This is a genomic window from Streptomyces sp. RLA123, from assembly GCF_056270165.1.
This window is the reverse complement of the sequence record NZ_JBWDOR010000003.1, coordinates 1,827,488-1,851,685: the sequence shown is the minus strand read 5'-3', so window position 1 is coordinate 1,851,685 and position 24,198 is coordinate 1,827,488. Positions and strand designations below refer to the sequence as shown.

The window sequence follows — 24,198 nt, the reverse complement described above, 5'->3', positions numbered from 1 at the left end:
TGAAGGGACATCAAGTGAGCTTGAGGATTGTTGTAGCGGTGAAGTACGTGCCTGACGCTACGGGTGATCGTCACTTTGCGGGGGATCTGACGACGGATCGTGAGGCGGTGGACGGTCTGTTGTCGGAGTTGGACGAGTATGCGGTGGAGCAGGCGCTGCAGATCGCGGAGGCGTCGGAGGGCGCTGAGGTGACGGTGGTGACGGTGGGTCCTGAGGATGCGAAGGACGCGTTGCGCAAGGCGTTGTCGATGGGTGCGGACAAGGCGGTGCATGTCGAGGACGAGGGGTTGCACGGCAGTGACGTGATGGGGACGTCGTTGGTGCTGGCGAAGGCGATCGAGCATGCGGGTTTTGATCTGGTCGTGACGGGGATGGCGTCGACGGATGGTACGGCGGGTGTGGTGCCGGCGTTGGTGGCGGAGCGTTTGGGTGTGCCGCAGGTGACGTTGCTGTCCGAGGTGGGTGTCGAGGGCGGTGTGGTGTCGGGTCGCCGGGATGGTGACAGTGCCAGTGAGCGGCTTGAGGCGTCGTTGCCGGCGTTGGTGTCGGTGACGGATCAGTCGGGTGAGGCGCGGTATCCGTCGTTCAAGGGGATCATGGCGGCGAAGAAGAAGCCGGTGGTGTCTTTGGGTTTGTCGGATCTGGGGATCGATGCGGGGCTGGTCGGTCTGGCGGGTGCGTGGACGGTGGTGGATGAGGCGGTGGCGCGTCCGGCGCGGACTGCTGGTGTGATCGTGAAGGACGAGGGTGAGGGCGGCAAGCAGCTCGCGGAGTTCCTTGTGGGCCAGAAGTTCATCTGATGCGCTTGTCCGTCCGTTCTGCGAGGAGTTTGAGTTTCCATGGGTGAAGTCCTGGTCTTTGTGGACCATGTGGATGGTGCGGTTCGTAAGCCGACGCTGGAGTTGCTGACGATTGCGCGTCGGCTGGGTGAGCCGGTGGCGGTGGCGTTGGGTGCGGGCGCGGGGGCGACCGCGGGTGTGTTGGCCGGGCATGGTGCGGTGCGGGTGCTGACGTGTGAGGCGTCGGAGTTCGCGGAGTTTTTGGTGGTGCCGAAGGTGGATGCGCTGGAGGCGGCTGCCAAGCTGGTGAATCCGGTGGCGGTTTTGGTGGCGTCGTCGGGTGAGGGTAAGGAGGTCGCGGCGCGGTTGGCGTTGCGTCTGGGTTCGGGCCTGATCACTGACGCGGTGGATGTGGTGGCGGGGGCGGAGGGTCCGGTGGTGAGGCAGTCGGTGTTCGCGGCGTCGTTCACGACGACGTCGCGGGTGACGAGTGGGGTGCCGGTGATCACGGTGAAGCCGAACTCGGCGCCGGTGGAGGCTGCCGTGGCGGCGGGTGTGGTGGAGGCGTTGGAGGTGGAGTTCGGTGCGCTGGCCCGGGGTACGCGGGTGGTGGCGCGTACGGCGCGGGAGTCGACGGGTCGTCCGGATCTGACGGAGGCGGCGATTGTTGTTTCCGGTGGGCGGGGTGTCAATGGTGCGGAGAATTTCGCGGTGATCGAGGCGTTGGCTGATTCGTTGGGTGCGGCGGTGGGTGCGTCGCGTGCGGCGGTGGATGCGGGTTGGTATCCGCACACGAATCAGGTGGGTCAGACGGGTAAGTCGGTGTCGCCGCAGTTGTATGTCGCGGCGGGTATTTCGGGTGCGATTCAGCACCGGGCCGGTATGCAGACGTCGAAGACGATTGTGGCGATCAACAAGGACCCGGAGGCGCCGATCTTCGAGTTGGTGGACTACGGGGTGGTCGGTGACCTGTTCCAGGTCGTGCCGCAGCTGACCGAGGAGGTCACCGCCCGCAAGGGCTGACCCCATGAGCGAGATAGCTTCGGCGGAGCCCCGCGACACCACACGGAAAGGCGGGGCTCCGCTCGTATGACCGAGGCCACAGGAACGCGTGCACGGATCCGGACAGCGCAGGGAGTGATATCGAGATCCCTCGCAGGGAACGCCTCGCAACGGGCGGGCCGCCCGGCTGTGCCCGCACCTCGTACCGCCGTCCCCGCGCCGCGCCGGGGCGCGGCGGGCAAGGGCCACGAGTGGCGTCCGGACATCCAGGGACTGCGCGCCGTCGCGGTCACGATGGTGGTCCTGGCACACGCGGAAGTGCCGCACCTGGCCGGCGGTTACGCCGGCGTCGACGTGTTCTTCGTGATGTCCGGCTTCCTCATCACCTCCCTCCTCCTACGGGAGGTGCTGGCCACCGGGACCGTCTCCCTGCGCGGCTTCTACGCCCGGCGGGCGCTGCGCCTGCTGCCCGCGTCCACGGTCGTCGTCCTGGCGACGCTGGCCGGCGCGTGGCTGTTCCTGTCGAAGATCCGCTTCGACGAGTACGTCGGCGACGCGCTGGGCAGCTCGCTGTACGCGGTGAACTTCAGGCTGGCCGCCAACGGTACGGACTACCTCGCCCAGAGCTCCCCGCCCTCGCCGTTCCAGCACTTCTGGTCGCTCGCGGTGGAGGAGCAGTTCTACCTGCTGTGGCCGCTGCTGCTGCTGGCCGGCGCGCGCCTCACCCGGCGCCGGCGCCATCTGGCCCTGCCCCTGGTCGCGCTCTGCCTGGTGTCGTTCGGGCTGAGCGTGTGGACGACGCAGGACTCGCCCTCCTGGGCGTACTTCGGCTTCCACACCCGTGCCTGGGAGCTCGGCGCCGGTGCGCTGACCGCGCTTGCCGCGGTTCGGCTGCGGAGACTGCCCACGCGCTGGGCTGCGCCGATGACGTGGGTGGGGCTGGGCGGTGTCCTGCTGTCCACGGTGGCGTTCGACGCGAACACGCCCTTCCCCGGCTACCACGCCCTGCTGCCGGTGCTCGGGGCCGTGCTCGTCCTGGCGGGCGGCTGTGCGCCGGCACCGGCGTGGGGTGCCCGCGCCCTGCTCGCCCGGCGGCCGATGACGTGGGTGGGCGGGCTTTCGTACGGCTGGTACCTGTGGCACTGGCCGCTGCTGGTGATCGGTCCGATGGCGCTCGGGGTGTCCGCGAGCCCGCTCCTCGGGCTCGGGCTGAGCGCCGTCGCGCTGCTGATGGCGTGGGTGACGCTCCAACTGGTCGAGAACCGGGTGCGTTTCCATCCTGCGTTCCGTCGCCGTCCCGGCCGCGGGCTCGCGCTCGGCGCCGCCCTGACGGCGGGCGCCGTGGCGGCCGCCCTGGTCGCGGCGGTCTTCCCGCCCGCCGTCGACTCCGGGGCGTCCGCGCCCGCCCTGAGACCCGCGCTCACCGCCACCCCCGACCACGGCGAGCGGCTCGCGGGACTGCTGGACGCGTCCGCGACGAGCCTGCCCGGCAACCTGCGCCCGGCGCTGGCGGACATCACGTCCCGCAGGTCAGCCGTCTATGAGGACGGCTGCCACGTCAACTACCGCAGTACTGAAGTGCCGCGGTGTGTGTACGGGGACCTTTCCGCGGACCGCACCGTGGTCCTGTTCGGCGACTCCCATGCGGCGCAGTGGTTTCCCGCGCTGGACCGGCTCGCCAGGACCCGCCACTGGAAGCTGGTCTCGATGACCAAGGCCTCCTGCAAGGTGGCCGAGGTGACCATACTCAACGGTGGCGGGCCGTACAGCGCCTGCGACCGGTGGCGCGCGAAGGCGGTCGCCCGGATCCACGCGCTGCACCCCGCGCTGGTCATCGCCTCCTCCTCCGACGCCGGCACGCCGGTCCGGCCGGCGGACGACCCGCTGCGGCAGTGGACCGCCGGGTTCGAGACCACGTACCGCGCGCTCGCCCAGGACGGCACCCGTGTCACCGCCCTGCTCGACACCCCGTGGCCCAAGGCGGACGCCGTCGACTGCGCGGCCACTCACCCCCTGCACCTGGACCGCTGCACCAACCACCTGCCCGGGGCGGTCCGCGACCCCGTCCGCGGGGCGGCGATCCGGGCGGCCGCCCGGGCGACCGGCGTGACCGTCCTCGATCCCACCCGCTGGTTCTGCACGGACTCCGGGGCCTGCCCGGTCGTCGTGGGCGACGTCTTCGTCTACCGCGACGAGAGCCACATGGCCGACGCCTATGCCGAGGCCCTCGCCCCCGTACTCGGCGACCAGCTGCCCCTGCCTGCGGGGTGATCGACGTCTCCACGCGGCCCCCCGGCAGGGTGGACGTACCGGCGAACGGGGTGGCGCACTCCATCCCGTCCGCCGGGCCGACCACGACGAGGGAGCGGAAACGACATGACGCAGAACCGGTACGAGACCGCGGTGGCCCGGTACTTCGAGGCCTGAAACCCCAAAGGCACCGCAGGCGCCGCAGACCCCGAGCGCGCAGAGGCACGGGCCGGCCGTGGTCGTCGTCATGAGCCGCCGGTAACGCAGGTGCGCGGTGGGGGCGGCCGTGCTGTGATGCGGGGATGGAGCGGGAACCGCAGATCGACATCGGGGAGCACGAGGGGCCGACGCCCTGGGCGGACCGGGTGTGGCGGCGTGACGCCCTCGCGTGGGCGGAGGAGGCCATCGCCGGGCGCGGTCTGCGGCCGCGGGCGCGGGAGGAGTGGCTGGCCCGGCTGCGCCCCTGGTCGGTGGTCGTGCGCATCCCCACCACGTCGGGGGAGACGGTGTGGTTCAAGGCGAACCCCCCGGGCTCGGCCTTCGAGCCCGCGCTGACCCGGGCACTGCACGGGTGGGTGCCGGGCCGGGTGCTGGCGCCGCTGGCCGTGGACACCGGGCGTGCCTGGGCGCTGCTGCCCGACGGCGGGCCGCTGCTGGCCGGCACCGCGGACCGGCCGGGGGGCAGCCCCTTTTACTGGGAGGCCCCGCTGCGCGCGTACGCCGCGTTGCAGCGCGCCACCGCGCACCGTGCGGAGGAGATGGCCGCGCTGGGTGTGCCGGACCTGCGCCCCGCGAGGCTGCCGGAGCTGCTGGACGAGCTGGTCCACCGCACGGACGCGCCCGCCGAGGTCCGTGCCGTCCGCCCGCGTTTCGTGGACTGGTGCGAGGAACTGGACGGGTCCGGCATCGGTGCCGCGCTCGACCACGCCGATCTCCACGAGGACCAGGTCTTCCACCGGGGCGACGCCTATGTCTTCTTCGACTGGGGCGACGCGGCCCTCGCCCACCCCTTCACCAGCCTGCTGGTGACCGCCCGTGTGGCGCACCGGCGGTACGGCGCGGACGGCCCGGAGGTGGTGGCCCGGCTGCGCGACCGCTACCTGGAGTCCTGGGGCGGCGAGGGCCACGACCTGCCCGCGATGCGCCGGCTGGCGAGCCTGGCCTGCCGGGTCGGCGCGGTCGGCCGGGCGCACACCTGGGGCCGGGTCTTCCCGGCCGCGGGCACCGGCACCGCTTCCGGCACGGTGGCGGTCGAGCGCATGGCGCGATGGCTGAACGAGCTCCTCAACGAGCCCCCGCTGTAGGGGAATCCGGATCCTTGGCGAGGGCGATCAGCCGGTAGACCGGATCGGGCCGTGGCCTTTCCTGGTCCGGGAGAGCGGCCAGGCGTACGGCCGGCGAGCGCACGTCCCGCTCGCCCACCACGAGCGCGGAGGCGAACAGGCCCTCGGCGATCCGTGCGGCGAGGTCGCCCGGTGCCCGGCCCTGTCCGTGACCGGTGAAGCCGGTCTCCCCGGCCGGACGCGGGCCGTGCGCCGCGGCATGCCGCAAGTATCCGCTCCTCGGCGCCGTACGGATCGCGCCGCCGGAAGGGCACGAGCAGGGTGTCGATGTCGCTGCCCACGTCGTGCCCGGGTCCTTGTCGACGGTGGTGACCAGTACCGCGCCGGCCGGCAGGACCCGCGCGCATTCCGCGACCACGCCGTCGCGAACGGCAGGAGGTGCAGCACCCACACCGTGGACACGGCGTCCAGCGAACCCGTCGCGAACGGCAGCCGGCGGACGTCGGCCACCATGAGGACCGGCCCGACGCGGGCCCTCGCCATCCGTGCCATGGGGGCCGCGCCGTCCACGCCCGGCACCCGCAGCCCGGGCCGGGCGAACCGCTGGGTCACCAGGCCCGTTCCGCACCCCGCGTCCAGCAGCGTGCGCGCCTGCCGTGGCACCAGCCCGAGTACCGCCGCGGCGGCGGCCCGGGCCCGCGGTGTCCCGCCCCGGTTGGCGTCGTACCGGGCGGCCTCGCCCTCGTAGTCCAGCACCACCGCAGGCTGGACCGACGCCGGAGAAAGGGGGAGGGCGGCGGGCCGGTGACCGGCCCGCCGCCCTCCCGCCGCGCGATGCGAGGGGTCCGTCAGTTGAAGGCGGACGGGTCGGGGCCCAGGCGGCCGCCGTTGTCGAGGGCGTCGATCGCCGCCAGGTCCCCGGCGTCCAGTTCGAAGCCGAAGACGTCGAGGTTCTCCTTGATCCGTGAGGGGGTCACGGACTTGGGGATGACCACGTTGCCGAGCTGGAGGTGCCAGCGCAGCACGACCTGCGCCGGGGTCCTGCCGTGCTTGGCGGCCACCGCGGCGAGCGCAGGCTCGTCGAGCAGGTCGCGGCCCTGGCCGAGCGGTGACCAGGCCTCGGTGGCGATGCCGTGGGTCGCGTCGAAGGCGCGCAGTTCGGCCTGCGCGAGGTGCGGGTGCAGCTCGATCTGGTTGACGGCGGGTACGACGCCACCCTCGTCGAGCACGTGCTGCAACTGCGCGACGGGGAAGTTCGAGACACCGATGGCACGGGCCCGGCCGTCGGCGTGGATCTTCTCCAGGGCGCGCCAGGTCTCCAGGTACAGCCCGCGCGCCGGGGTCGGCCAGTGGATCAGGTAGAGGTCGACGTAGTCGAGGCCGAGCTTGCTCAGGGAGGCGTCGAAGGCGCGCAGCGCGGTGTCGTGGCCGTGGTCGGTGTTCCACAGCTTGGTGGTGACGAACAGGTCCTCGCGGGCGATGCCGGAGGCGGCGATGGCGCGGCCGGTGCCCTGCTCGTTGCGGTACAGCGAGGCGGTGTCGATGCTGCGGTAGCCGGCCTCCAGGGCCGTGGCGACCGCGGTGGCCGCCTCGTCGTCCGGAATCTGCCAGACGCCGAAGCCGAGCTGCGGCATGGTGACGCCGTTGTTGAGGGTGATGTCGGGGACCGTGCTCACAGGCGGCTGATCCTTAGGTCGTCGATCGGAATACGTACCACCCCGGATTCAACGATCAAGGCCCGGCCCGCATTCCCGGAGGTCCCGGACCGCACGGGCCCGGCCGTCCCGGCTCAGTGCCGGTACAGTGCCTCGATCTCCCGCGTGTAGGCCTTCTCTATCGCCTTCCGCTTCAGCTTCAGCGACGGCGTGAGCATCCCCTCCTCCTCGGAGAACTGGCCGGCCAGGATGCGGAAGGTGCGGATCGATTCCGCCTGTGAGACCAGGGTGTTCGCGGCGACCACGGCCCGCCGGATCTCGGTCTCCAGGTCGGGGTCGTGGATCAGACTGGCGATCGGCAGCTGCGGTTTGCCCCGCATCGTCAGCCAGTGCCCGATGCCCTCGGGGTCGAGGGTGAGGAGCGCGGCGATGAACGGCCGGTCGTTGCCGACCGCGACGCACTGCGACACCAGCGGGTGGGACCGCACCCGGTCCTCCAGCACCACCGGGGAGACGGACTTGCCGCCGCTGGTGACCAGGATCTCCTTCTTCCGGCCGGTGATGCTCAGATAGCCGTCCTCGTCGAGCGCGCCGAGGTCGCCGGTGGCCAGCCAGCCGTCGTGCAGGACCTCGGCCGTGGCCTTGGGGTTGTTGAGGTACTCGGTGAAGACCTGCTCGCCGTGCACCCACACCTCGCCGTCGTCGGCGATGTGCACGGAGGTGCCGGGTACGGGCAGGCCGACCGTGCCGAAACGTGTCTGGTCGGGGGGATTGGCCACGGCGGCGGCCGTCGTCTCGGTCAGTCCGTACCCCTCGAAGATCCGCACGCCCGCGCCGTCGAAGAACAGCCCGAGCCGCCGGTCCATCGCCGAGCCGCCGGAGAACGCGTGCCGGACCTTGCCGCCGAGGGCCGCGCGCACCTTGCCGTAGACCAGCTTCTCGTACAGCTGGTGCTGCATCCGCAGTCCGGCGCTGGGGCCGGGGCCGGTGCCGAAGGCGCGCGCCTCCATCGCCTCCGCGTGCCGCACGGCGATCTCGACGGCCTTCTCGAAGGGGCCGATCTTGCCGCCGGCCTCGGCCTTGCGGCGTGCGCCCTGGAAGACCTTCTCGAAGACGTACGGGACCGCGAGCACGAAGGTCGGCCTGAAGGAGGCCATCGCCGGCAGCAGTTCGGCGGCGGCCAGGTTCGGCTGGTGGCCCAGCCGTACCCGGGCGCGCACCGCCGCGACCTCCACCATGCGGCCGAAGACATGGGCGAGCGGGAGGAAGAGCAGGGTCGAGGCCTCGTCGCCGGGCTTGGAATGGAAGACCGGCTCGTACTTGGCGATGACGTTGTCGGCCTCGGCCATGAAATTCGCGTGGGTGATCACACAGCCCTTGGGCCGGCCGGTGGTGCCCGAGGTGTAGATGACGGTGGCCGGACCGTTCGGGGTGACGGCCATGCGGTGCCGGTGGACCACGTCGTCGTCGATCTCGGCGCCGTCCCGGGCCAGCTCCGTGAGCGCGTCGGAGTCCAGTTGCCACAGCCGGGCCAGCCGGGGGAGTTCGTCGACGACCGCGCCGATGGTCATCGCGTGGTCCTCGTGCTCCACGACGCAGGCGACCGCGCCCGAGTCGTGCAGCATCCAGCGCACCTGCTCGGAGGAGGACGTCGGGTAGATCGGCACCGGCTGAGCGCCGATCGTCCACAGCGCGTAGTCCAGCACGGTCCACTCGTAGCGGGTGCGGGACATCAGGCCGACCCGGTCGCCGAAGCGGATGCCGTGCGCCAGCAGGCCCTTGGCCACGGCGAGGACCTCGTCCCGGAAGCGGCCGGCGGTGACGTCCTCCCACTCGGCGCCCTCCGGACCGGACCGTCGGGCGAGCACGACACGGTCCGGCTCCTCCGCGGCGGCGGCGAACACGGAGTCCGCCAGACCGCCGACTTGGGGTGCCGTCACCAGTGGGGGAATGGTGAACTCGCGCAACGTCGCTCCTCGGCCGCTTGGGCGGTTGCAGAAGCTACCCGATGGCGGGACGGCGCGGGAGGGGTGCCGAAACCGATTGTGAGGGTCCCCGGAGGGCTTCCCGCACTCCCGTGACGAGCGGATTCCCGGTTACCGCAAGGAACATGAGGCAGGAAGCGCCGGTCCGGGCGGACGGGGCCCCGCCCGGATCTGCACCAAATCCCCGCGCGGGGCTCACCCTCGCTCTACAGCGGCCACGGGCTCCGGAACGCTCCGTTCCGGGGTTGTCGCCTGCGGTTTCGACCGTACGAGGACGAGTACGAGCCCGCCCGCGATCAGCCCGGCGACCCCCGCCGTCACGGCGGCCGCGTTCAGCCCGGAGGCGAAGGCGGCGTGCAGCGCGTGGTCGGCGGCCGGGCGCTGCGCCTCGGGCACCCGGGCCAGCAGTTCCCGTGCGCCGCCGCCCGCGAGCACCCGCGCGGTGGCGTGCGGGTCCGGGACACCGGAGTCGCGCAGCGAGTCCTCCATCCGGCCGGTGAGCAGCGTGCCGAAGACGGCGACCGCCAGCGCGTAGCCGAGTTGGCGGAAGGTGTTGACCGCACCGCCGGCCATGCCCGCCCGCCGGGGCGGCACGGAGGCCAGCGCCGCGCCCGCTATCGCCGGGTTGACCAGGCCCACGCCGAGGCCGGCGACCACCAGGCCCACCGTCAGCGAGGCCCACCCGGAGCCCGCGTCCAGCACCGTCTGCGCCAGCGCCCCGGCACCGATCAGCACCAGTCCGCCGCCGATCACCAGCCGGTACGGCGCCCCGTGCAGGAGACGGCCGCCCACCGCCGAGGCCACGAAGGCCGCCAGTGCCAGCGGGATCAGCACCAGTCCGCCGCGCACCGGACTCAGCCCCAGCAGGGTCTGCAGCCACAGCGAGGTGTACGCCAGGACGCCGAACGCCGTGCCCGCGAGCGCGAACGCGCCGACCATGACGCCGGTGAAGGAGCGGTCCCGGAACAGCGCCAGGTCCAGCATCGGATGGGCGGAACGGCGTTCCACCACAACGAAGACCGCCAGTGCCGCCGCCGCGCAGGCGAAGGTCTCCACCGTGCGCGCCGAGGCCCACCCGGCCTCGTCGGCGCGGATCACCGCGAAGGTCGTGAGCCCCGCGAAGGCGGTGAAGCACGCCGTGCCCGGCCAGTCGATCCGCGCGCCGCCGTGCCCGCCCTTCGACTCGGCGACCACGCGCAGCGTGAGCGCGATGGTGACCACGCTCACCGGGAGGTTGACGAAGAAGATCCACCGCCAGTCCAGCCCTTGCGTCAGCAGGCCGCCCAGCACCGGGCCGAGCGCCGCCGCCGCGCCGCTGACCGCGCCCCACACGCCGAGCGCCACCGAGCGGTCGCGTCCCTGGTAGGCCGCGCCGAGCAGCGAGATCGTGGTGGCGAACATCGCGGTCGCCCCCACCCCCTGCACGGCGCGCATCGCCACCAGCCAGCCCGCCCCCGGGGCCAGGCCGCAGGCGAGCGACGCGGCGGCGAACAGCGCGGTGCCCACCACGTACATACGGCGGCGTCCGATCACGTCGGCCGCGGAACCGGCGCCCAGCAGCAGGGCGGCCAGGGCCAGCGCGTAGATGTCGATCATCCATTGGAGGTCGGACAGCGAGGCGTTCAGCGCGCCCGCGATGTCCGGGAGCGCGACGATCACGATCGTCACATCGATCAGCAGCATGAAGGTGCCGAGACAGACCGCGACCAGCGGTGCCCACTTGCGCATGGACTTTCCCTTTTCCTTGACGTCCCCCGGGGTCCCTCGACGGGGACTCTCTTCCGTACCATCGCCAAGGACGGCCCAGTTGCTCCAGCCACGAGCCGTGATGCGCCGGATTCCGACATGAGGAGAGAATTGATGGGGGATTCCCACATGATCGACGAGCTCGACCTGCGCCTGGTACACGCCCTGCAACTCGACGGACGTGCCCCTTTCAGCCGGCTCGCGGACGTGCTGGGCGTCTCCGACCAGACCGTGGCGCGCCGCTACCGCCGTCTGCACGCCGACTTCGGGATGCGCGTACTGGCCCTGCCCGAGCAGGAACTGCTCGGCAGGACCCGCTGGGCGCTGCGGTTGCGCAGCACGCCGGAGGCGGCCGAGTCCCTGGCCAAGGCGCTGGCCCGGCGCGAGGACACCGCGTGGATCTCGCTGATGGCGGGCGGCACGGAGGTCATGTGCGTCACCCGCTCGCGCAGCCACGACGAGCACGAAGCGCTGCTGCTGGGCCGGCTGCCGCGCACCCCGAGCATCGTGGAGATCGGCGCCCACAGCATCCTGCACACCTTCTACGGTGGCGCGCTGGGGTGGTTCACCAAACGGGAGGCGCTCACCGCCCAGGAGGCCGATGCCCTGCGGCTGCCCCCGCCGGACCTGCCGGAGCCCGGCACCGTCGTCCTCGACGCCGCCGACGAGGCCCTGTTCGCCGCCTTGGCGCGTGACGGGCGCGCCACCTACCCCGAACTGCACCGGGCCACCGGGCTGTCGGAGACCGCCGTCAAGCGCCGGCTGGAGCAACTGCGCGGCTCGGGCGTGCTCTACACCGACGTGCAGCTGGACACGGCGTGGATCGGCCACGACACCCGGGCGGTGTTCTGGATCACCGCGGCCCCGGCGGAGCTCCACTCCGTCGGCACGGCGCTGGCCGCCCACCGGCAGACCGCTTTCGTCGCGGCGACCACCGGCTCGTCCAATATCGTCGCCGTCGTCATCTGCCGCGACACCGCAGAGATGTACCGCTATCTGAGCGAGCGGGTCGGCGCGCTGGAGGGCGTCCGGCATGTGGAGACCGTGCCCTACCTGCGCCTGGTGAAGCAGATCACGACCGAAGGGATCCACTGAGGGATCCGTCGAGGATCGCCGCCGCCAGCGCGTCCGCCGCCTCCCGCGCCGCGGGCCGCCGGGCGCCGTGCAGCAGCACGAAGTCCACTCCGCCGAGTTCCGGCAGGCCCGCGCGGGACGGCATCCGCACCAGACCGGGCGGAACGAGCCCCTCGGCGTGCGCCATCACCCCGAGCCCCGCACGCGCCGCGGCGATCAGCCCGCTCAGCGAGCCGCTGGTGCACGCGATCCGCCACGACCGGGCATGCCGTTCCATGACGTCCAGCGCCCGCGCCCGGGTGATCGCCGGGGCGGGGTAGAGGATCAGTGGGACCGGCCGCTGCGCGTCGAGCCGGAAGCGCTCACCGGCCACCCACACCAGCCGGTCCCGCCACACCAGTTCGCCGTGCGTGTCGCCGGCCGCGCGCTTGCCCAGCACCAGGTCCAGCCGCCCGGCGGCCAGCCGCCGGTGCAAGGTGGCCGACAGCTCGACCGTCAGCTCCAGGTCGACCTCCGGATGCTCGCGCCGGAAGCCCTCCAGGATCTCCGGCAGCCGGGTCAGCACGAAGTCCTCCGAGGCGCCCAGACGCAGCCGCCCGCGCAGGCGGGTGCCCGCGAACCAGCCCGCGGCACGCTCGTTGGCCTCCAGGATCGTGCGGGCGAAGCCCAGCATGGCCTCGCCGTCCTCGGTCAGCTCCACGGTGTGCGTGTCCCGCGCGAAGAACTGCCGCCCCGCCTCCTCCTCCAGCTTCCGTACGTGCTGGCTGACGGTCGACTGGCGCAGGCCCAGCCGCCGGGCGGCCTGCGTGAAGCTCAAGGTCCCCGCGACCGTGACGAAGGTCCGTAGCTGCACCGGGTCGAACATGGCCCCAGCCTAGCGATGGTCATCGCAAAACGTGATGACAGTCAGTGCGGTCAGCGCCATTTACGATCGACGGCGCGGCGGGCATGCTGGGAAGGTCACGTCCGTGCACCGATGAGGAAGTCCATGCGCCGCCTGCGTTACCCGTCCTGGCTCCCCCTGGACCCCTACATCGCGGCGCTGCTCGGCACCGTGCTGCTCGCGGCCCTGCTGCCCGCCAGGGGCGTCGGCGCCCACGTGGCGGGAGGCGCGTCCACCGCGGCGGTGGCGCTGCTCTTCTTCCTGTACGGGGTACGGCTGTCCACCCGCGAGGCGATGGACGGGCTGCGCCACTGGCGGCTCCACACGACCGTACTGGCCTGCACGTTCGTCCTCTTCCCCGTCCTCGGCCTGGCCGCGCACAGCCTCGTGCCGTACCTGCTGACGCCGCAGCTGTGGACCGGGCTGCTCTTCCTGTGCCTGGTGCCCTCCACCATCCAGTCCTCGATCGCCTTCACCTCCGTCGCGCGCGGCAACGTCGCCGCGGCCATCTGCGCCGGCTCCTTCTCCAGCCTCGCCGGTCTCGTGCTGACCCCGCTGCTCGCGGCGGTGCTGCTGGACGGCAGGGGAGCGGGCTTCTCGATGGACTCGGTCCTCGGGATCGTGGTGCAACTGCTGGTGCCCTTCGTGGCGGGGCAGCTGCTGCGCCGCTGGATCGGCGGCTTCGTCCTGCGGCACAAGAAGGTGCTCGGACTGGTCGACCGCGGCTCGATCCTGCTGGTCGTCTACGCGGCCTTCAGCGAGGGCGTGGTCGGCGGCATCTGGCATCTGGTGACCCCTCTGCGACTGCTCGGGCTGCTGCTGTCGGAGGCCCTGTTGCTGGCCGCGATGCTCGCGCTGACCTCGTACGGGGCACGGCGCCTCGGCTTCGGCCGGGCGGACCGGATCACCATCGTCTTCGCGGGGTCGAAGAAGAGCCTCGCCGCCGGACTGCCCATGGCGACCGTGCTCTTCGGCGCGCAGGCCGGCCTCGCGGTGCTCCCGCTGATGCTCTTCCACCAGATGCAGCTCATGGTCTGCGCCGTCATCGCCAAGCGCTGGGGACGTCAGGCGGAGGCCGCCGCGCCTGCCGCGCCCGCGGCGACCGTACGCGGCGAAGGGGTCGCGCGCGGCGTCCTGGTCCACGGTTCCGCGGCGGCGCGCGGGGACAAGACGCCGTAGGGCCGGTCGGCGCATTCCCCGCCCGCCCCGCGAGGCTCCCCCGCCCTCCGGTCGGTGCTGCCCCCGCGCCGCGTTGCCGAATCGTCGGAGCAGCCCGGCAGCCCGGCAGTCCGGCAGCCCGGCCGCGCGGACCGCACCTGGGGGCGTCAACCTTGCGCCGAACCTTCATCACGGACCGCCACGGGACGTGACCGGGCGGACGGCTCCCGTCCCGGGCGGGTCATGCGCGGCACGTCCAGGGCCTCGTCCCGATGCCCCCGGTGGTCGGCGGCGGAGCCGCGGGGCCCAGCCTTCCGGGCGGCCGGCGCCAATGGGCGAGGGCGGGACGCCCTAGCGCAGCGCGTTCACCACCAGGACGGCCAGGGCCATCGCGAGGAAGAGCAGGTAGGCGCCGAGCGCGCGCCCCCGGTCGCCGGCCAGCACCTGGCGGTAGAGCGTCCAGCCGAAGATCGCCGCCTCCGACGCGGCCCCGGCCACGCCGAGCAGGGGCCACCACAGACCCGCGATCACGGCCGCGGCGCCGAGCGCGTGCAGCGTGCCGAGCAGCGCCGGTACCCGGGGATGCCGGCCCTGGAGCACGCCGAGCCGGGTGAGTTCGTCGAGGCGTGCCAGACCCGCGCGGGCCCGGGCGAGCTGGGCGACGGCCGAGGGGACGACTTCGAGCAGCAGCAGGACGGTCAGGGTCACGGCGGCGGCGTGCACGGGCTCAGTCCTGCCGGCAGATCACGAAGCCGGGGTAGGGGTGGCTGCCCCGGCGCTCGCCGATCTCGTCGATCGCCCGCCGGATCTCGTGGAGATGGCCGACCGTCATCTCCAGCGGCGGTTCGTCCGGCTGGTAGGTGGTGCGGATCGGGTAGTCCACGCCGGGCTCGCGGCTCATCTCGATGTGGCAGCCGAGGACATGACTGACCGGGCGGTCCCCCGCGAAGGCGATGAGCCGGTCGAGGGTGCGGACGAAGGCGGCCCAGTCGGCGATGTAGAGCCGGCCCGGGTAGACCGTGTCGCCGGTGAGCAGGAAGCCGGTGCGGGGGTCGTAGTAGGTGACCGCGGCCTCGTGGTGGCCGGGCGTGGCCAGGCATTCCAGGACCCGGCCGCCGAGGTCGACGCGGGCCACCCCGTCCGGGTCCGCGTCGAAGCCGAGGAAGGGCCACGCGCTGTCGCGCCCGGCCGGGACGACGACGGTGTCCGGGCGGTCCGTGAACTGCCCGTCGCCAGCGACGTGGTCGCCGTGCGCGTGCGTGTGCAGCACCAGCAGCCCGTACCCGCCCCGGGGATGCCGCTCCCGCCAGGCGTCGACCAGCTCGTCCACGACCCGGCGCAGCGGGAAGAACGCGGCGGACTCCGTGGCCCCGGTGTCGATCAGCACCGCCCGCTCCTCGCCGAAGAGCAGGAAGAGGAAGGGCGCCTCGTAGTGGACCGCCTTGTTCTGGCGCAGCACGACGGTGTCCTCGGCGTACGCGAACACCTGGATGTCGGGGTCGGTGTTGTGCTTCGCGGACGGCGACCCGTGGATCCATCGCACGTCCAGGGGCTGTGTCACGGGGGTCATTCGGCTGCTCGTTCCTCGGCGGTGTCGCGGTGTCGCGGTGGTGGGCGGCGGCGTGGCGGTCCGGCGATCGGCAGCGTACGCGCCTCTTCCGCGGCGGTCGCGATCCCCCCGGTTCTGCCGGGCATGCGTGGTCATCGGGCCTGGTCCGCGCGTTGTGTCCCGGGCTTCGTTTTGTGCGTCCGCCCGGTCGGGAGGGACACTGTCCCCGTGACCTCAGAGGGCTCGGCGGAATCGTTCCTCCACCACATCGGCGCCTTCGCCGCGGACCGCGAGGCCGGCCGAGTCTTCTTCACGGCCGTGTTGGCGCCGCTCGGCGTGCGCATCGGCCGCGAGGCCGACGTCGTCACCGAGTGCCGGCACCCGGACCGCGGCACCCCGTCACTCTCCCTCGAACGGGCCGGCGGGCGGCCCACCGGGGGCGCCCGCATCGCCTTCGCCGCACCCGACCGGGCGGCCGCCGAGGCCTTCCATTCCGCGGCGGTCGCCGCCGGCGGGACCTCGCGGCACGGCACCCGGCAGTGGCCCGAACACCGCGCTCACTGCGCTTTCGTCAGCGATCCCGACGGCGACGACATCGAAGCCGTCCACAAGGAGGTGGCTTCCTGATGGCCTCGCGCCTCGTACTCGTGCGGCACGGACAGACCGAGTGGTCCAAGAGCGGCCAGCACACCGGCCGTACCGACATCCCGCTCACCGAGGAGGGGCGCGAGGCCGCGCGGCTGCTCGGCAAGCGCCTCGCCAGGGCCCCCTGGCACGACTTCCCCGGCGCCCGGGTCCGCACCAGCCCGCTTCAGCGCGCCCGCGAGACCTGCGAGCTGGCCGGCTTCGGCGACCGCGCGGAGACGTGGGACGCGCTGCAGGAGTGGGACTACGGGCAGTACGAGGGCCGCACCTCGCCGGAGATCCGCGAGGAGCGGCCGGGCTGGGTGATCTGGCGGGACGGCGTCGTCGGCGGTGAGACCTCCTGGCAGGTCGCCAACCGCGCCGACGAGGTCGTGGCCTGGGCCAAGTCGGAGGACACCGACGCCGTGGTCTTCGCCCACGGGCACTTCCTGCGCACGCTCGCCGCCCGCTGGCTGCGGCTGGACCCGATGCGGGGCATGGTGCTGAGCCTGGCCCCCGCGTCGCTCTCCGTCCTCGGCTGGGAGTACGGCGACCCCGCGATCACCCTGTGGAACGACACCGCGCACCTTCAGTGAGGTCCGGCCCGCTCAGCGCGCCCACGGCGGGCTGAGCCGCGAGCCGTCGGCCAGGGACGCCTCCAGGCCGGTGCTCGTGGTCACCCAGAGCGTGGCGGGCTCGTCCGCCGGATTCTCCAGCACCAGGGAGCATCCGGCGGGTGCGATGGCCACGTCGCCGGGGGAGAGGTCGTGGGGGTCGCCGTCCAGCGACAGCCGGGGCGTGCCGCCGAGCACGAGGAAGACCTCCTCCCGGCTGATGACGTGCGCCGGTCCCGCGGTGCGCGGCGGTACCTCGCCGCGCCAGGCGCAGATCTCCCGGCTGCCGGTGGCGGTCGCGGCGTACGAGACGAAGCGGACGCCGTGCAGGTCGTGCACGAGGGCGTCGGAGGCACGGACGACGGGCATGGAGGACTCCAGTCCATATAGGCAAGTGACTTGCTCAAGTAACTTGCCCATATATTCAAGCTGCTTGCGCACTGTGTCAAGGTGATTCCCATGAACGACGAAGAGGCCCTGGCCACGGCCCTGGGCGTCAACCTGATCGCGGCCGCGGGCGCGCTCACCGCCGCCATCCACGACGGCGTCGTCGCCCGCGGCTACACCGACCTGCGCCCCGCCCACGGCTTCGCCTTCGCCCGCATGGCCGCGGGCGGCGCCACCGTCACCGAGCTCGCCGCGCATCTCGGGGTGACCCGCCAGGGCGCCGGTCAGCTCGTGGACGAACTCGTCGCCAAGGGCTACGCCGAGCGCCGACCCCACCCCGACGACGCCCGCGCCCGGCTCGTGGTCCTCACCGACCGGGGCCGCGCCTGCACCCGTGCCGCCGAGGCCGCGGCCGCCGACGCCGTCCGCCCCTGGACCGCCGTCCTCGGCCGCGACCGCCTGCGCGCCCTGGCGGAGGACCTGTACCGCGTCGCCCCGAACGGCCCGGTCCGGCCCTCGTGGTAGACGGGCCGGAGGCGATGCGCCGCACGACCCGTCCCACGGCTCGACAGGGGGACCGACCCGAGGCGGCCGACAGCGCGGCCGCCCACGAGATGTGGGCGGACCGGGCGTCGGCAGGGGCGGACTGCGGGCCCGCGCCGCGCGCGAGGGCCCGGGTGCGGCACCAGTTGCGCCGCGAGGGCGTCAGCGTCTCCTTCGACGACCGCCTCACGCCCGCCGTCGTCGAGGCGGGCCGTACGGTGCTGCTGCCCGCCGCAGTCAACCGCCGGCACGGCATCGGACCCGCCGGGGACGGCTTCCTGCTCACCCGGCCGTTCGGCCGGGTCCGCGTGCGGGACGCGGCCACCGCGCCCGCCCTCGCGGTGAACTGGTCACCAAGCCCGTGGTCACCAAGGACGGGGATCTGGTCCACACCCGGTCCCTGTACGTCACCGACGGCGTCCGCCGCTGGCTCGTCGTCGTCGTCGTCGCCGTCGACCGCCGCCCCGGTGCGCCCTGCCTGCCGTCCGGCCTCCCCTACGCCACCGCCCACGGCGGCCGTCTCGCCAAGATCCGGCACGCCGCCGGCGTCGGCTTCGCGGCGAAGGGCGTGCGGCGCACGACCGCCGGCGCGCTCGTCCTCGACGGGATGGCCGTCGCCGGCGCGGCCGGACTCCGCCTCACCACGCCGGACTTCCCCGGCACGGACGGCACGGCCTGCTTCACCAGCGCCACCACGATCGGCCTCACCCAGGAGCAGGCCGCCTTCCGCCTCGCCGCCGACCCCCGCGGCTTCGGCGACCCCGACGAGGGATGGCGCCACATCGCCGCCACCACCGCGATCGAGGCGCCCGCCGTCCGCCACGGCCCGGACGAACTCCACCTCTTCGCCGTCCGCTACGGTCCTTCCGTCACCGTCACCGCCACCGCCACCGCCACCGCCACCGCCACCGCCACCGAGCCGTTCGTCCCGTCGTTCGACCTGGCCGGCCCCGATCTCCCGGTGCGGGCAGGCGAGTTCACCGCGGTCGTCGGGCCGCCCTCGGGCGATCACGCGGGAGAGCCCACACTGCGTCTCCAGGGCCGGTGAGGCGCCGGGTCCCGGTCGTCAGACGGCCTCCCACAGGCACACCAGCGTTCGAGGCGTTCGTCGATCTCCAACTGCATGCGGATGCCCGGCTTCAGGCGAGCGCCGAGGTGCGGGCCGGGACGGCGCTCAGGTGTTGTAGAAGAAGACCTCCATGCGCAAGGCCCCGGAGGCGCCGCTCAGGTCGATGTAGCCGCGGTAGAAGGCGGAGGCGCGGGGGAGCAGTCGGTGGCGGCCCCGCACTATCGCCTGGGCCGCCGCCTCCGCGTAGCGGGAGCTGAGGTCGGAGTTCGCCGTGCAGTCGGCGCATCCGCCGTCCGAGCCCCAGACGAAGATCATCGCTCCGCGCCGCCCCTCGCCGGCGAGTGCCCGGTCGACCTCTTTGTTGATCCGGCGTCGCGCCGCGTCCCGGGCCTCACCGGAGCCGCGGAGGTCGTCCGCCACGTCCTGGCTGACGAGCAGCTTCAGACGCCTGCTGTCCGGGTCCATGCCGGGCGGCGCCGAGGCGGAGGGCGCGGCGGAAGTCCTGGCGGCCGGTGAGGGCCGGGGCGTCGCCGGTTCCGCACCCTGGACGGTCTGGACGGTCTGGCCGCCCAGCACGATCAGCACGAGGACGAGCAACAGGTCGGCGAACAGCCATCCGGCGAGGTGGGTCACCCCGGGGCCCCTCATGCGGCGCCGCCGGAACCGTCGTCCCGAGCCGCGTGGCGGGGGGACCGGCGCAGGAGCACCGTGCCGCTCCACGGCGGCTGTTGACCGTCGGGGGCGAGGGCGCCGTCCGGTGGCGGCCGGTCCGCGGGGTCGTCGGGGACGGCGTCGGCGGGAGGTTCGTGCGCGAAGCCCGCGCAGTGGCCGGGCGCGGGGGCCGCCGCGCCGCCGTCCCCGTCCGGCGTACGGTCGCGGACCGCGCCGCCGGCGGGGCCCCGGAGGGCGCCGACCGTGCCGTCGAGCCGGCCGACCGCCTCGGTCAGGGCGCCCAGGGCGCTCTCCATGCCGCCGCCGGCCTCGTGGAACCGTTTGCTGAGTTCGACGGCCGCGGTGGCTATGGCGAGTTCATAGGTGCGGGCGATCCGGTCGGCACCCTCACCGAGCGTGTACTCCAGCCACTGCGACAGACCGCCCCCGGCCGCGCCGAGTCGGGTGCTGGAGCGGTCGAGCGCGGCCGCGGCGACCCGTACCTCGTCCAGCAACCGGGTCAGCGAGGCGCCCGCCTGCGCCGAGGCGTCGCCGACCAGTTGCCGCCCCTCCCGTGCGGCCAGCTCGAGCGCCTTCTCGACCTGGCCGCCGATGTCCGTCATACGCTGCGTGGCGGCGTCGGACAGGGCGGCGACCGTGCGGACCGCCTCGTCGCCCAGTGCCACGACGCGCTGTGCCGAGGCCTCGGACGCCCGCCGGATGTCGTCGGCGGTCGCGCCCGCCGCGCCGGCCAGTTCCGTGCGCGCCCGCTCGATGTCCTCCGTGACCAGCCGGCCCATCGCCTCCGCGGCCACGGTGGTGCGCTCCGTCGTCGCGGCCATGCGGTCGCCCGAACGGTCCAGCCGGGCCGCGGCGGTGTCGAGCGCGGTCGCCGCGGAGGAGAGCTTCTCGATGTCCTGCTGGGCGGTGCGCAGCAGCGCGACCGTGGTGTCGGCGACCCTTCGGCTCTCGGTGTGGGTACGGTTCGCCGCCTCCAGCAGCGTGGTGAGCCGGGCGGCGGCCCCGCTCAACTCGGCGGCGAACCTGGCGGGCGTCTCCAATCGCAGCGGGAGCAGGTGGAGTTGGGCCTCCGTGAGCAGAGGATGCAGTCGGGCGACCGCCTCCTGCGCGACGGCCTCCGCGGTTCCCTCCTGGCCGCGACGCGCCAGGCCGGCCGTGAGGGTCACCACGACGAGGAGACCGAGGGACGCGATGGTCCACCACACCTGCGCACCGAAGGTGAAGGCCCCGCTCAGATGGCCGGCGAAGCCGTCCTGCCACAGGTCGAGGAAGGTGCGGCCGTCGGCGGTGCGCCGTCCTTCGCCGGTGGAACGCAGCTCCTGGTAGGCATGGGTCGCCCGGCTCAGCCCGTACCAGGTGACCACCAGGGGGAGGAAGACCAGCAGGGAGGGGAGCAGGCCGAGCACGGTGCGTACGCGCGCCTCCCGCGCCGACGGGGCCGGCGCCCGGTACGTCCCGGGGCGGCCGAACAGAGTGAACAGGTCGAGCTGGGCCCAAGTCCCGGCGTCCGCCTCGAGCGCGGGCCCGGGGGCGCCTCCGCGCGGCCCCGGGCCCGGTTCGGCCGGCGTCGGGGCGGGGGGCGTCCGGCCCGCCTGTCGGTCGATGGCCGCGGCGAGACCCACCAGCCCCGATCTGTGGACGGCCAGGGCGGGCAGCGCGGCCGCGGCCCGCAGTCGGTCGCCGAGGCTTTCCGGCAGCGCTTTGTGACGCACAGTGTTGTCCCCCCGTCAGTGAGGCCGATATGCGCACTTTTGGTGCCTCGCTGAGGGGACAAGTCTGAAGTCGTCGCGAAGGACAAGGCAAGCGATAGACCGGAAAAGCCCTTGAATGCCATGAGTTGCCCATTTTCCGTAACGGTTCCCGGTCGGCGGCGCCGGGGACCGACCGACGGAGCACGCGGCCCGGCCCGTCGGACCGCGGACGGTCCGCCGCTTCGAGCGGTGAGGGAGCGGCGGGATGGCTAGCATGCGGGGAGAACGTGATCGCGCGCGAAGGAGGCGGGTGCACCATGGCGGACGACCCTACGATCCCTGGCATCGACCCCACGGCCAAGCCGAGCGGCGAGGGCTGCGCCGGCTGCGGTGCGGGGGAGGGGCCGGGCTGGTGGCTGCATCTGCGGCGCTGCGCCGAGTGCGGGCGGATCGGCTGCTGCGACTCCTCGCCGTCCCAGCACGCCACGCGGCACGCCCGTGAGGCGGGCCACCCGTTCATCACCAGCTTCGAGCCCGGTGAGGACTGGTTCTGGAACGTCGAGACGGAGGAGTACTACGACGGTCCCGCCCTGCCCCCGCCGACCGCACGCCCCGACACCCAGCCCTCCCCGGGTCCGCACGGCAGGGTGCCCGAGGACTGGCGGCAGCAACTGCACTGACGCCGGGCGGTCGCGGGCGGCGGCGGTGGTGCTAGACGTCCTCCGGCAGCCGCACCCGCGCCAGCTGCCGCGACTGCGCCACGAGACGGCCGGCCGAGTCCCAGACCTCGGCGTCCTCCTCCATGTAGCCGTCGGCGAAGTTGCGCGTGGAGTGCTTCAGCCGCAGCCAGCCCGGCGCGGGCCGGGCCCGGACGTGGGCGGTCAGTTCCAGGGTGGGGGCCCAGCCCCGGACGCCCAGGTCGAAGGTGACCGGCGGGAGGGTGTCGACGGCCAGCAGCAGCATCAGCGGATCGGGCTCGCGTCCGTCGGGCAGCCGCAGCCAGCCCTGGATCAGGCCGCGTCCTGACGGCGCCCCGACCGCCCAGCCGGCCGTGTCCGGGTCCAGCCGCAGCTCGATCCGGTCCAGCATCGGCGCGATCTTCAGGAACTCGGGCGGTGCCATGTCGGTGCCCGGGCATCGCTCCGGGGGCGGCATCTGCGGGGGCGTGGCGGAGGTGCGCACGTCGCCCAGGTGGTCGTGGCCGTCCAGGTCGCCGTAGGTGGCGATGGCGCGCAGCCGCTCCTGCCCGTCCTGGAGGACCGACGCGGTGCCGGTGGAGACCGTGCGGCCGCGGCGCAGCGTCTCGGTGCGTACGGTGACCGGGCCGGGGCGTGAGGTCGACAGATAGTACGCGCTGATCGAGAACGGGTCGCGGTGTCCCCGCTCGTCCCCGCCGAGTTCCGCGGCGAGCGCCCGCCCGGCGAGGGCCAGCAGCAGGCCGCCGTTGATGCCCATGCCGATCCGCCAGCCCTCGTGGAGCTCGGCGTCGTGGAGCGAGGGCTCGCCCGGGCGGGGGGTCAGGGCGGTTTCGCGGTCGAAACCGTAGCTCTCCGTCATCGTCAGCGTTCCTTGAGGTCGAACGAGGTGAACAGGGCGTCCAGCGCCACTTCGGCGGACGCGGCGCCGGTCGCGAGGGCGAGGGAGCCCCACAACCAGAGTTGCACCAGGCCGTGCAACCCGGACCAGAGGGCGCCGGTGAGCGCCCGGGGGTCGGCCGCCGGGTGCCAGCCCTCCGCCTGCGCGGCGCGTACGAGCACGAGCAGCCGGTCGTCGAAGGCCGACAGGCTCACCCGGCTCAGTTCCTTGTCCTGGGGGTCGAGCAGGTCGTGCCGGAACATCAGCGCGAACATGGCGGGCCGCCCGAGCGCGTAGGCCACGTACCCGCCCGCCCCGGCCCGCAGCCGGGCCGCCGCCGACGCCCCGTCCGGACAGTCCCGTACGGCGGCTTCCGCCGAGGCGTTGAGGTCCCGGAACCCGGCCGTCGCCACAGCGGACAGCAGCGCCGCGCGGTGCGGGAAGTGCTTGAGCGGGGCGCCGTGCGACACGTCGGCCCGGCGGGCGATGGCCCGCAGGGTCAGGCCCTCCACGCCGTCCTCGTCGAGCACGGCGAGTGCGGCGACGAGGAGGCGGGCACGGGGGTCTGCGGGCATGGTGGACAGTGTCCACCTGGGGGTGGACAGTGTCTACCCCGGCCGTTCCCGGGCTCGGGGAGGGCCAGTCGGGTCAGCCCCGGCCGGCCGTTGCCGCGGGCAGGGCGATCCGCTCCTCCCCGGCGTAGACGTTCATGGAGGTCCCGCGCAGGAAGCCGACGAGGGTGAGACCCGACTCGGCGGCGAGGTCGACGGCGAGGGAGGACGGGGCGGAGACGGCGGCCAGCACGGGGATACCGGCCATCACCGCCTTCTGCGCGAGCTCGAAGGAGGCGCGGCCGGAGACCATGAGGATCTTCCCGGCGAGCGGGAGCAGGCCCTGCTGGAGGGCGCGTCCCACGATCTTGTCGACGGCGTTGTGGCGGCCGACGTCCTCGCGGACGTCCAGCAGTTCGCCGTCGGCCGTGAAGAGCGCGGCGGCGTGCAGGCCGCCGGTCCGGTCGAAGACCTGCTGGGCCGCGCGCAGCCGGTCGGGAAGGGCGGACAGCAGAGCCGGTTCGAGCCGGAGCGGGGAGGCGTCGGCGATGGGCCAGCGCGCGGTCGTGCGGACGGCGTCGAGGCTGGCCTTGCCGCACAGGCCGCAGGAGGACGTCGTGTAGACGTTGCGCTCCAGCGTGATGTCGGGAAGGGGGACACCGGGCGCGAGCCGCACATCGACGATGTTGTACGTGTTCGAGCCGTCCACCGTCGCGCCCGCGCAGTAGACGATGTTGGCGAGTTCCTCCGCGCTGCCCAGCACGCCCTCGCTGACCAGGAATCCGGCGGCCAGGGCGAAGTCGTCGCCCGGTGTGCGCATCGTGATGGCGAGCGGCTTGCCGTTCAGCCGTATCTCCAGCGGCTCCTCGGCGACCAGGGTGTCCGCCCGGTGGTCGATGGCGCCGTCCCTGATCCGCAGTACGCGGCGCCGTTCGGTGACCCGTCCCATGTCGATCAGTCCCGGTTCTGTCCGTGCGGGCGGCCGATTCGGCCCTTGGTACAGAGGTTGCCATGCGCAGGTGCCATGCCGCGCGGCGCGGCACGGCAGGTCTCCGCCATTCGTAGATTGTCTACAGCATTCGATTAAGGGGTCAAGGGTCGTGCACGC

General features: G+C 73.2%; 24 protein-coding genes and 1 pseudogene. 11 read left to right on the top strand and 14 right to left on the bottom strand.

Annotation, left to right across the window (positions count from 1 at the left end; all coding sequences use genetic code 11):
* Positions 1-14: 14 nt before the first annotated feature.
* From RV983_RS08370 to RV983_RS08355, 4 genes are all read left to right on the top strand, one after another.
* Positions 15-800: an electron transfer flavoprotein subunit beta/FixA family protein gene (locus RV983_RS08370; protein ID WP_475985147.1), complete on the top strand. Its 786-nt coding sequence runs from the start codon at positions 15-17 to the stop codon at positions 798-800.
* A gap of 39 nt (positions 801-839) precedes the next feature.
* A complete protein-coding gene (locus RV983_RS08365) occupies positions 840-1,802 on the top strand; it encodes an electron transfer flavoprotein subunit alpha/FixB family protein (protein ID WP_475985146.1) in 963 nt (320 codons plus the stop codon).
* Between the two features lie 168 nt (positions 1,803-1,970).
* Positions 1,971-4,052, top strand: a complete 2,082-nt coding sequence (locus tag RV983_RS08360; RefSeq protein WP_475985145.1) for an acyltransferase family protein — start codon at positions 1,971-1,973, stop codon at positions 4,050-4,052.
* A 281-nt stretch (positions 4,053-4,333) separates the two neighbouring features.
* A complete protein-coding gene (locus RV983_RS08355) occupies positions 4,334-5,335 on the top strand; it encodes an aminoglycoside phosphotransferase family protein (protein ID WP_475985144.1) in 1,002 nt (333 codons plus the stop codon).
* Here the strand turns inward: RV983_RS08355 and RV983_RS08350 are convergent.
* The 5 genes and pseudogenes from RV983_RS08350 to RV983_RS08330 all read right to left on the bottom strand — a co-directional run bounded on the left by RV983_RS08350 (position 5,316) and on the right by RV983_RS08330 (position 10,682).
* Positions 5,316-5,582, bottom strand: coding sequence for a hypothetical protein (locus tag RV983_RS08350; protein ID WP_475990580.1), 267 nt, complete (start codon positions 5,580-5,582; stop codon positions 5,316-5,318). The genes RV983_RS08355 and RV983_RS08350 overlap by 20 nt on opposite strands.
* Before the next feature lie 215 nt (positions 5,583-5,797).
* A pseudogene (locus RV983_RS08345) lies at positions 5,798-5,893 on the bottom strand (SAM-dependent methyltransferase); the annotation flags it as partial.
* Positions 5,894-6,162: 269 nt separating this feature from the next.
* Positions 6,163-6,990, bottom strand: a complete 828-nt coding sequence (locus tag RV983_RS08340) for an aldo/keto reductase (protein ID WP_475985143.1) — start codon at positions 6,988-6,990, stop codon at positions 6,163-6,165.
* A gap of 113 nt (positions 6,991-7,103) precedes the next feature.
* Positions 7,104-8,936 (bottom strand): AMP-dependent synthetase/ligase, encoded by a 1,833-nt coding sequence (locus RV983_RS08335; protein ID WP_475985142.1) that lies wholly within the window; start codon positions 8,934-8,936, stop codon positions 7,104-7,106.
* Positions 8,937-9,149: 213 nt separating this feature from the next.
* The gene (locus RV983_RS08330; protein ID WP_475985141.1) at positions 9,150-10,682 is read right to left on the bottom strand and encodes an MFS transporter; all 1,533 of its coding nucleotides are present in this window, start codon (positions 10,680-10,682) and stop codon (positions 9,150-9,152) included.
* Between the two features lie 132 nt (positions 10,683-10,814).
* Between RV983_RS08330 and RV983_RS08325 the strand changes: the two genes are divergently transcribed.
* On the top strand, positions 10,815-11,795 hold the full coding sequence (locus RV983_RS08325) for an Lrp/AsnC family transcriptional regulator (protein WP_475985140.1): 981 nt from the start codon (positions 10,815-10,817) through the stop codon (positions 11,793-11,795).
* On the opposite strand, the gene RV983_RS08320 is transcribed toward RV983_RS08325, so the two are convergent.
* A complete protein-coding gene (locus RV983_RS08320) occupies positions 11,773-12,639 on the bottom strand; it encodes a LysR substrate-binding domain-containing protein (RefSeq protein ID WP_475985139.1) in 867 nt (288 codons plus the stop codon). The two genes, RV983_RS08325 and RV983_RS08320, sit on opposite strands and share 23 nt — an antisense overlap.
* 123 nt (positions 12,640-12,762) lie before the next feature.
* On the opposite strand from RV983_RS08320, the gene RV983_RS08315 reads away from it, so the two are divergent.
* Complete coding sequence (locus RV983_RS08315; protein WP_475985138.1) at positions 12,763-13,836, top strand: bile acid:sodium symporter family protein; 1,074 nt, start codon at positions 12,763-12,765, stop codon at positions 13,834-13,836.
* Positions 13,837-14,166: 330 nt separating this feature from the next.
* On the opposite strand, the gene RV983_RS08310 is transcribed toward RV983_RS08315, so the two are convergent.
* Together RV983_RS08310 and RV983_RS08305 are read right to left on the bottom strand one after the other, a co-directional pair.
* Positions 14,167-14,538, bottom strand: coding sequence for a hypothetical protein (locus tag RV983_RS08310; RefSeq protein ID WP_475985137.1), 372 nt, complete (start codon positions 14,536-14,538; stop codon positions 14,167-14,169).
* A gap of 4 nt (positions 14,539-14,542) precedes the next feature.
* A complete protein-coding gene (locus RV983_RS08305) occupies positions 14,543-15,385 on the bottom strand; it encodes an MBL fold metallo-hydrolase (protein WP_475985136.1) in 843 nt (280 codons plus the stop codon).
* A gap of 207 nt (positions 15,386-15,592) precedes the next feature.
* On the opposite strand from RV983_RS08305, the gene RV983_RS08300 reads away from it, so the two are divergent.
* Both RV983_RS08300 and RV983_RS08295 read left to right on the top strand, forming a co-directional pair.
* Positions 15,593-15,991 carry a VOC family protein gene (locus tag RV983_RS08300; RefSeq protein WP_475985135.1) on the top strand — a complete coding sequence of 133 codons (399 nt, stop codon included), beginning with the start codon at positions 15,593-15,595 and terminating at the stop codon, positions 15,989-15,991.
* Complete coding sequence (locus tag RV983_RS08295; RefSeq protein WP_475985134.1) at positions 15,991-16,584, top strand: histidine phosphatase family protein; 594 nt, start codon at positions 15,991-15,993, stop codon at positions 16,582-16,584. Before RV983_RS08300 ends, RV983_RS08295 begins: the two co-directional genes overlap by 1 nt.
* A gap of 12 nt (positions 16,585-16,596) precedes the next feature.
* Here RV983_RS08295 and RV983_RS08290 read toward each other — a convergent pair whose 3' ends face one another.
* A complete protein-coding gene (locus RV983_RS08290) occupies positions 16,597-16,971 on the bottom strand; it encodes a cupin domain-containing protein (RefSeq protein WP_475985133.1) in 375 nt (124 codons plus the stop codon).
* 90 nt (positions 16,972-17,061) lie between these two features.
* Here RV983_RS08290 and RV983_RS08285 point away from each other — a divergent pair, with 90 nt between their 5' ends.
* Complete coding sequence (locus tag RV983_RS08285; protein WP_475985132.1) at positions 17,062-17,514, top strand: MarR family winged helix-turn-helix transcriptional regulator; 453 nt, start codon at positions 17,062-17,064, stop codon at positions 17,512-17,514.
* A 379-nt stretch (positions 17,515-17,893) separates the two neighbouring features.
* Complete coding sequence (locus tag RV983_RS08280; protein ID WP_475985131.1) at positions 17,894-18,580, top strand: hypothetical protein; 687 nt, start codon at positions 17,894-17,896, stop codon at positions 18,578-18,580.
* Positions 18,581-18,706: 126 nt separating this feature from the next.
* Here the strand turns inward: RV983_RS08280 and RV983_RS08275 are convergent, their stop codons facing one another.
* Both RV983_RS08275 and RV983_RS08270 read right to left on the bottom strand, forming a co-directional pair.
* On the bottom strand, positions 18,707-19,234 hold the full coding sequence (locus tag RV983_RS08275; protein WP_475985130.1) for a hypothetical protein: 528 nt from the start codon (positions 19,232-19,234) through the stop codon (positions 18,707-18,709).
* 11 nt (positions 19,235-19,245) lie between these two features.
* Positions 19,246-20,985: a hypothetical protein gene (locus RV983_RS08270; protein WP_475985129.1), complete on the bottom strand. Its 1,740-nt coding sequence runs from the start codon at positions 20,983-20,985 to the stop codon at positions 19,246-19,248.
* A gap of 296 nt (positions 20,986-21,281) precedes the next feature.
* Here RV983_RS08270 and RV983_RS08265 point away from each other — a divergent pair, with 296 nt between their 5' ends.
* Positions 21,282-21,644 carry a UBP-type zinc finger domain-containing protein gene (locus RV983_RS08265; RefSeq protein WP_475985128.1) on the top strand — a complete coding sequence of 121 codons (363 nt, stop codon included), beginning with the start codon at positions 21,282-21,284 and terminating at the stop codon, positions 21,642-21,644.
* Positions 21,645-21,675: 31 nt separating this feature from the next.
* On the opposite strand, the gene RV983_RS08260 is transcribed toward RV983_RS08265, so the two are convergent.
* The 3 genes from RV983_RS08260 to fdhD all read right to left on the bottom strand — a co-directional run bounded on the left by RV983_RS08260 (position 21,676) and on the right by fdhD (position 24,039).
* A complete protein-coding gene (locus tag RV983_RS08260; protein ID WP_475985127.1) occupies positions 21,676-22,521 on the bottom strand; it encodes a thioesterase family protein in 846 nt (281 codons plus the stop codon).
* Positions 22,522-22,523: 2 nt separating this feature from the next.
* Positions 22,524-23,114: a TetR/AcrR family transcriptional regulator gene (locus RV983_RS08255; RefSeq protein WP_475985126.1), complete on the bottom strand. Its 591-nt coding sequence runs from the start codon at positions 23,112-23,114 to the stop codon at positions 22,524-22,526.
* 73 nt (positions 23,115-23,187) lie between these two features.
* Positions 23,188-24,039, bottom strand: coding sequence for a formate dehydrogenase accessory sulfurtransferase FdhD (gene fdhD, locus RV983_RS08250; protein ID WP_475985125.1), 852 nt, complete (start codon positions 24,037-24,039; stop codon positions 23,188-23,190).
* Between the last annotated feature and the right edge of the window lie 159 nt (positions 24,040-24,198).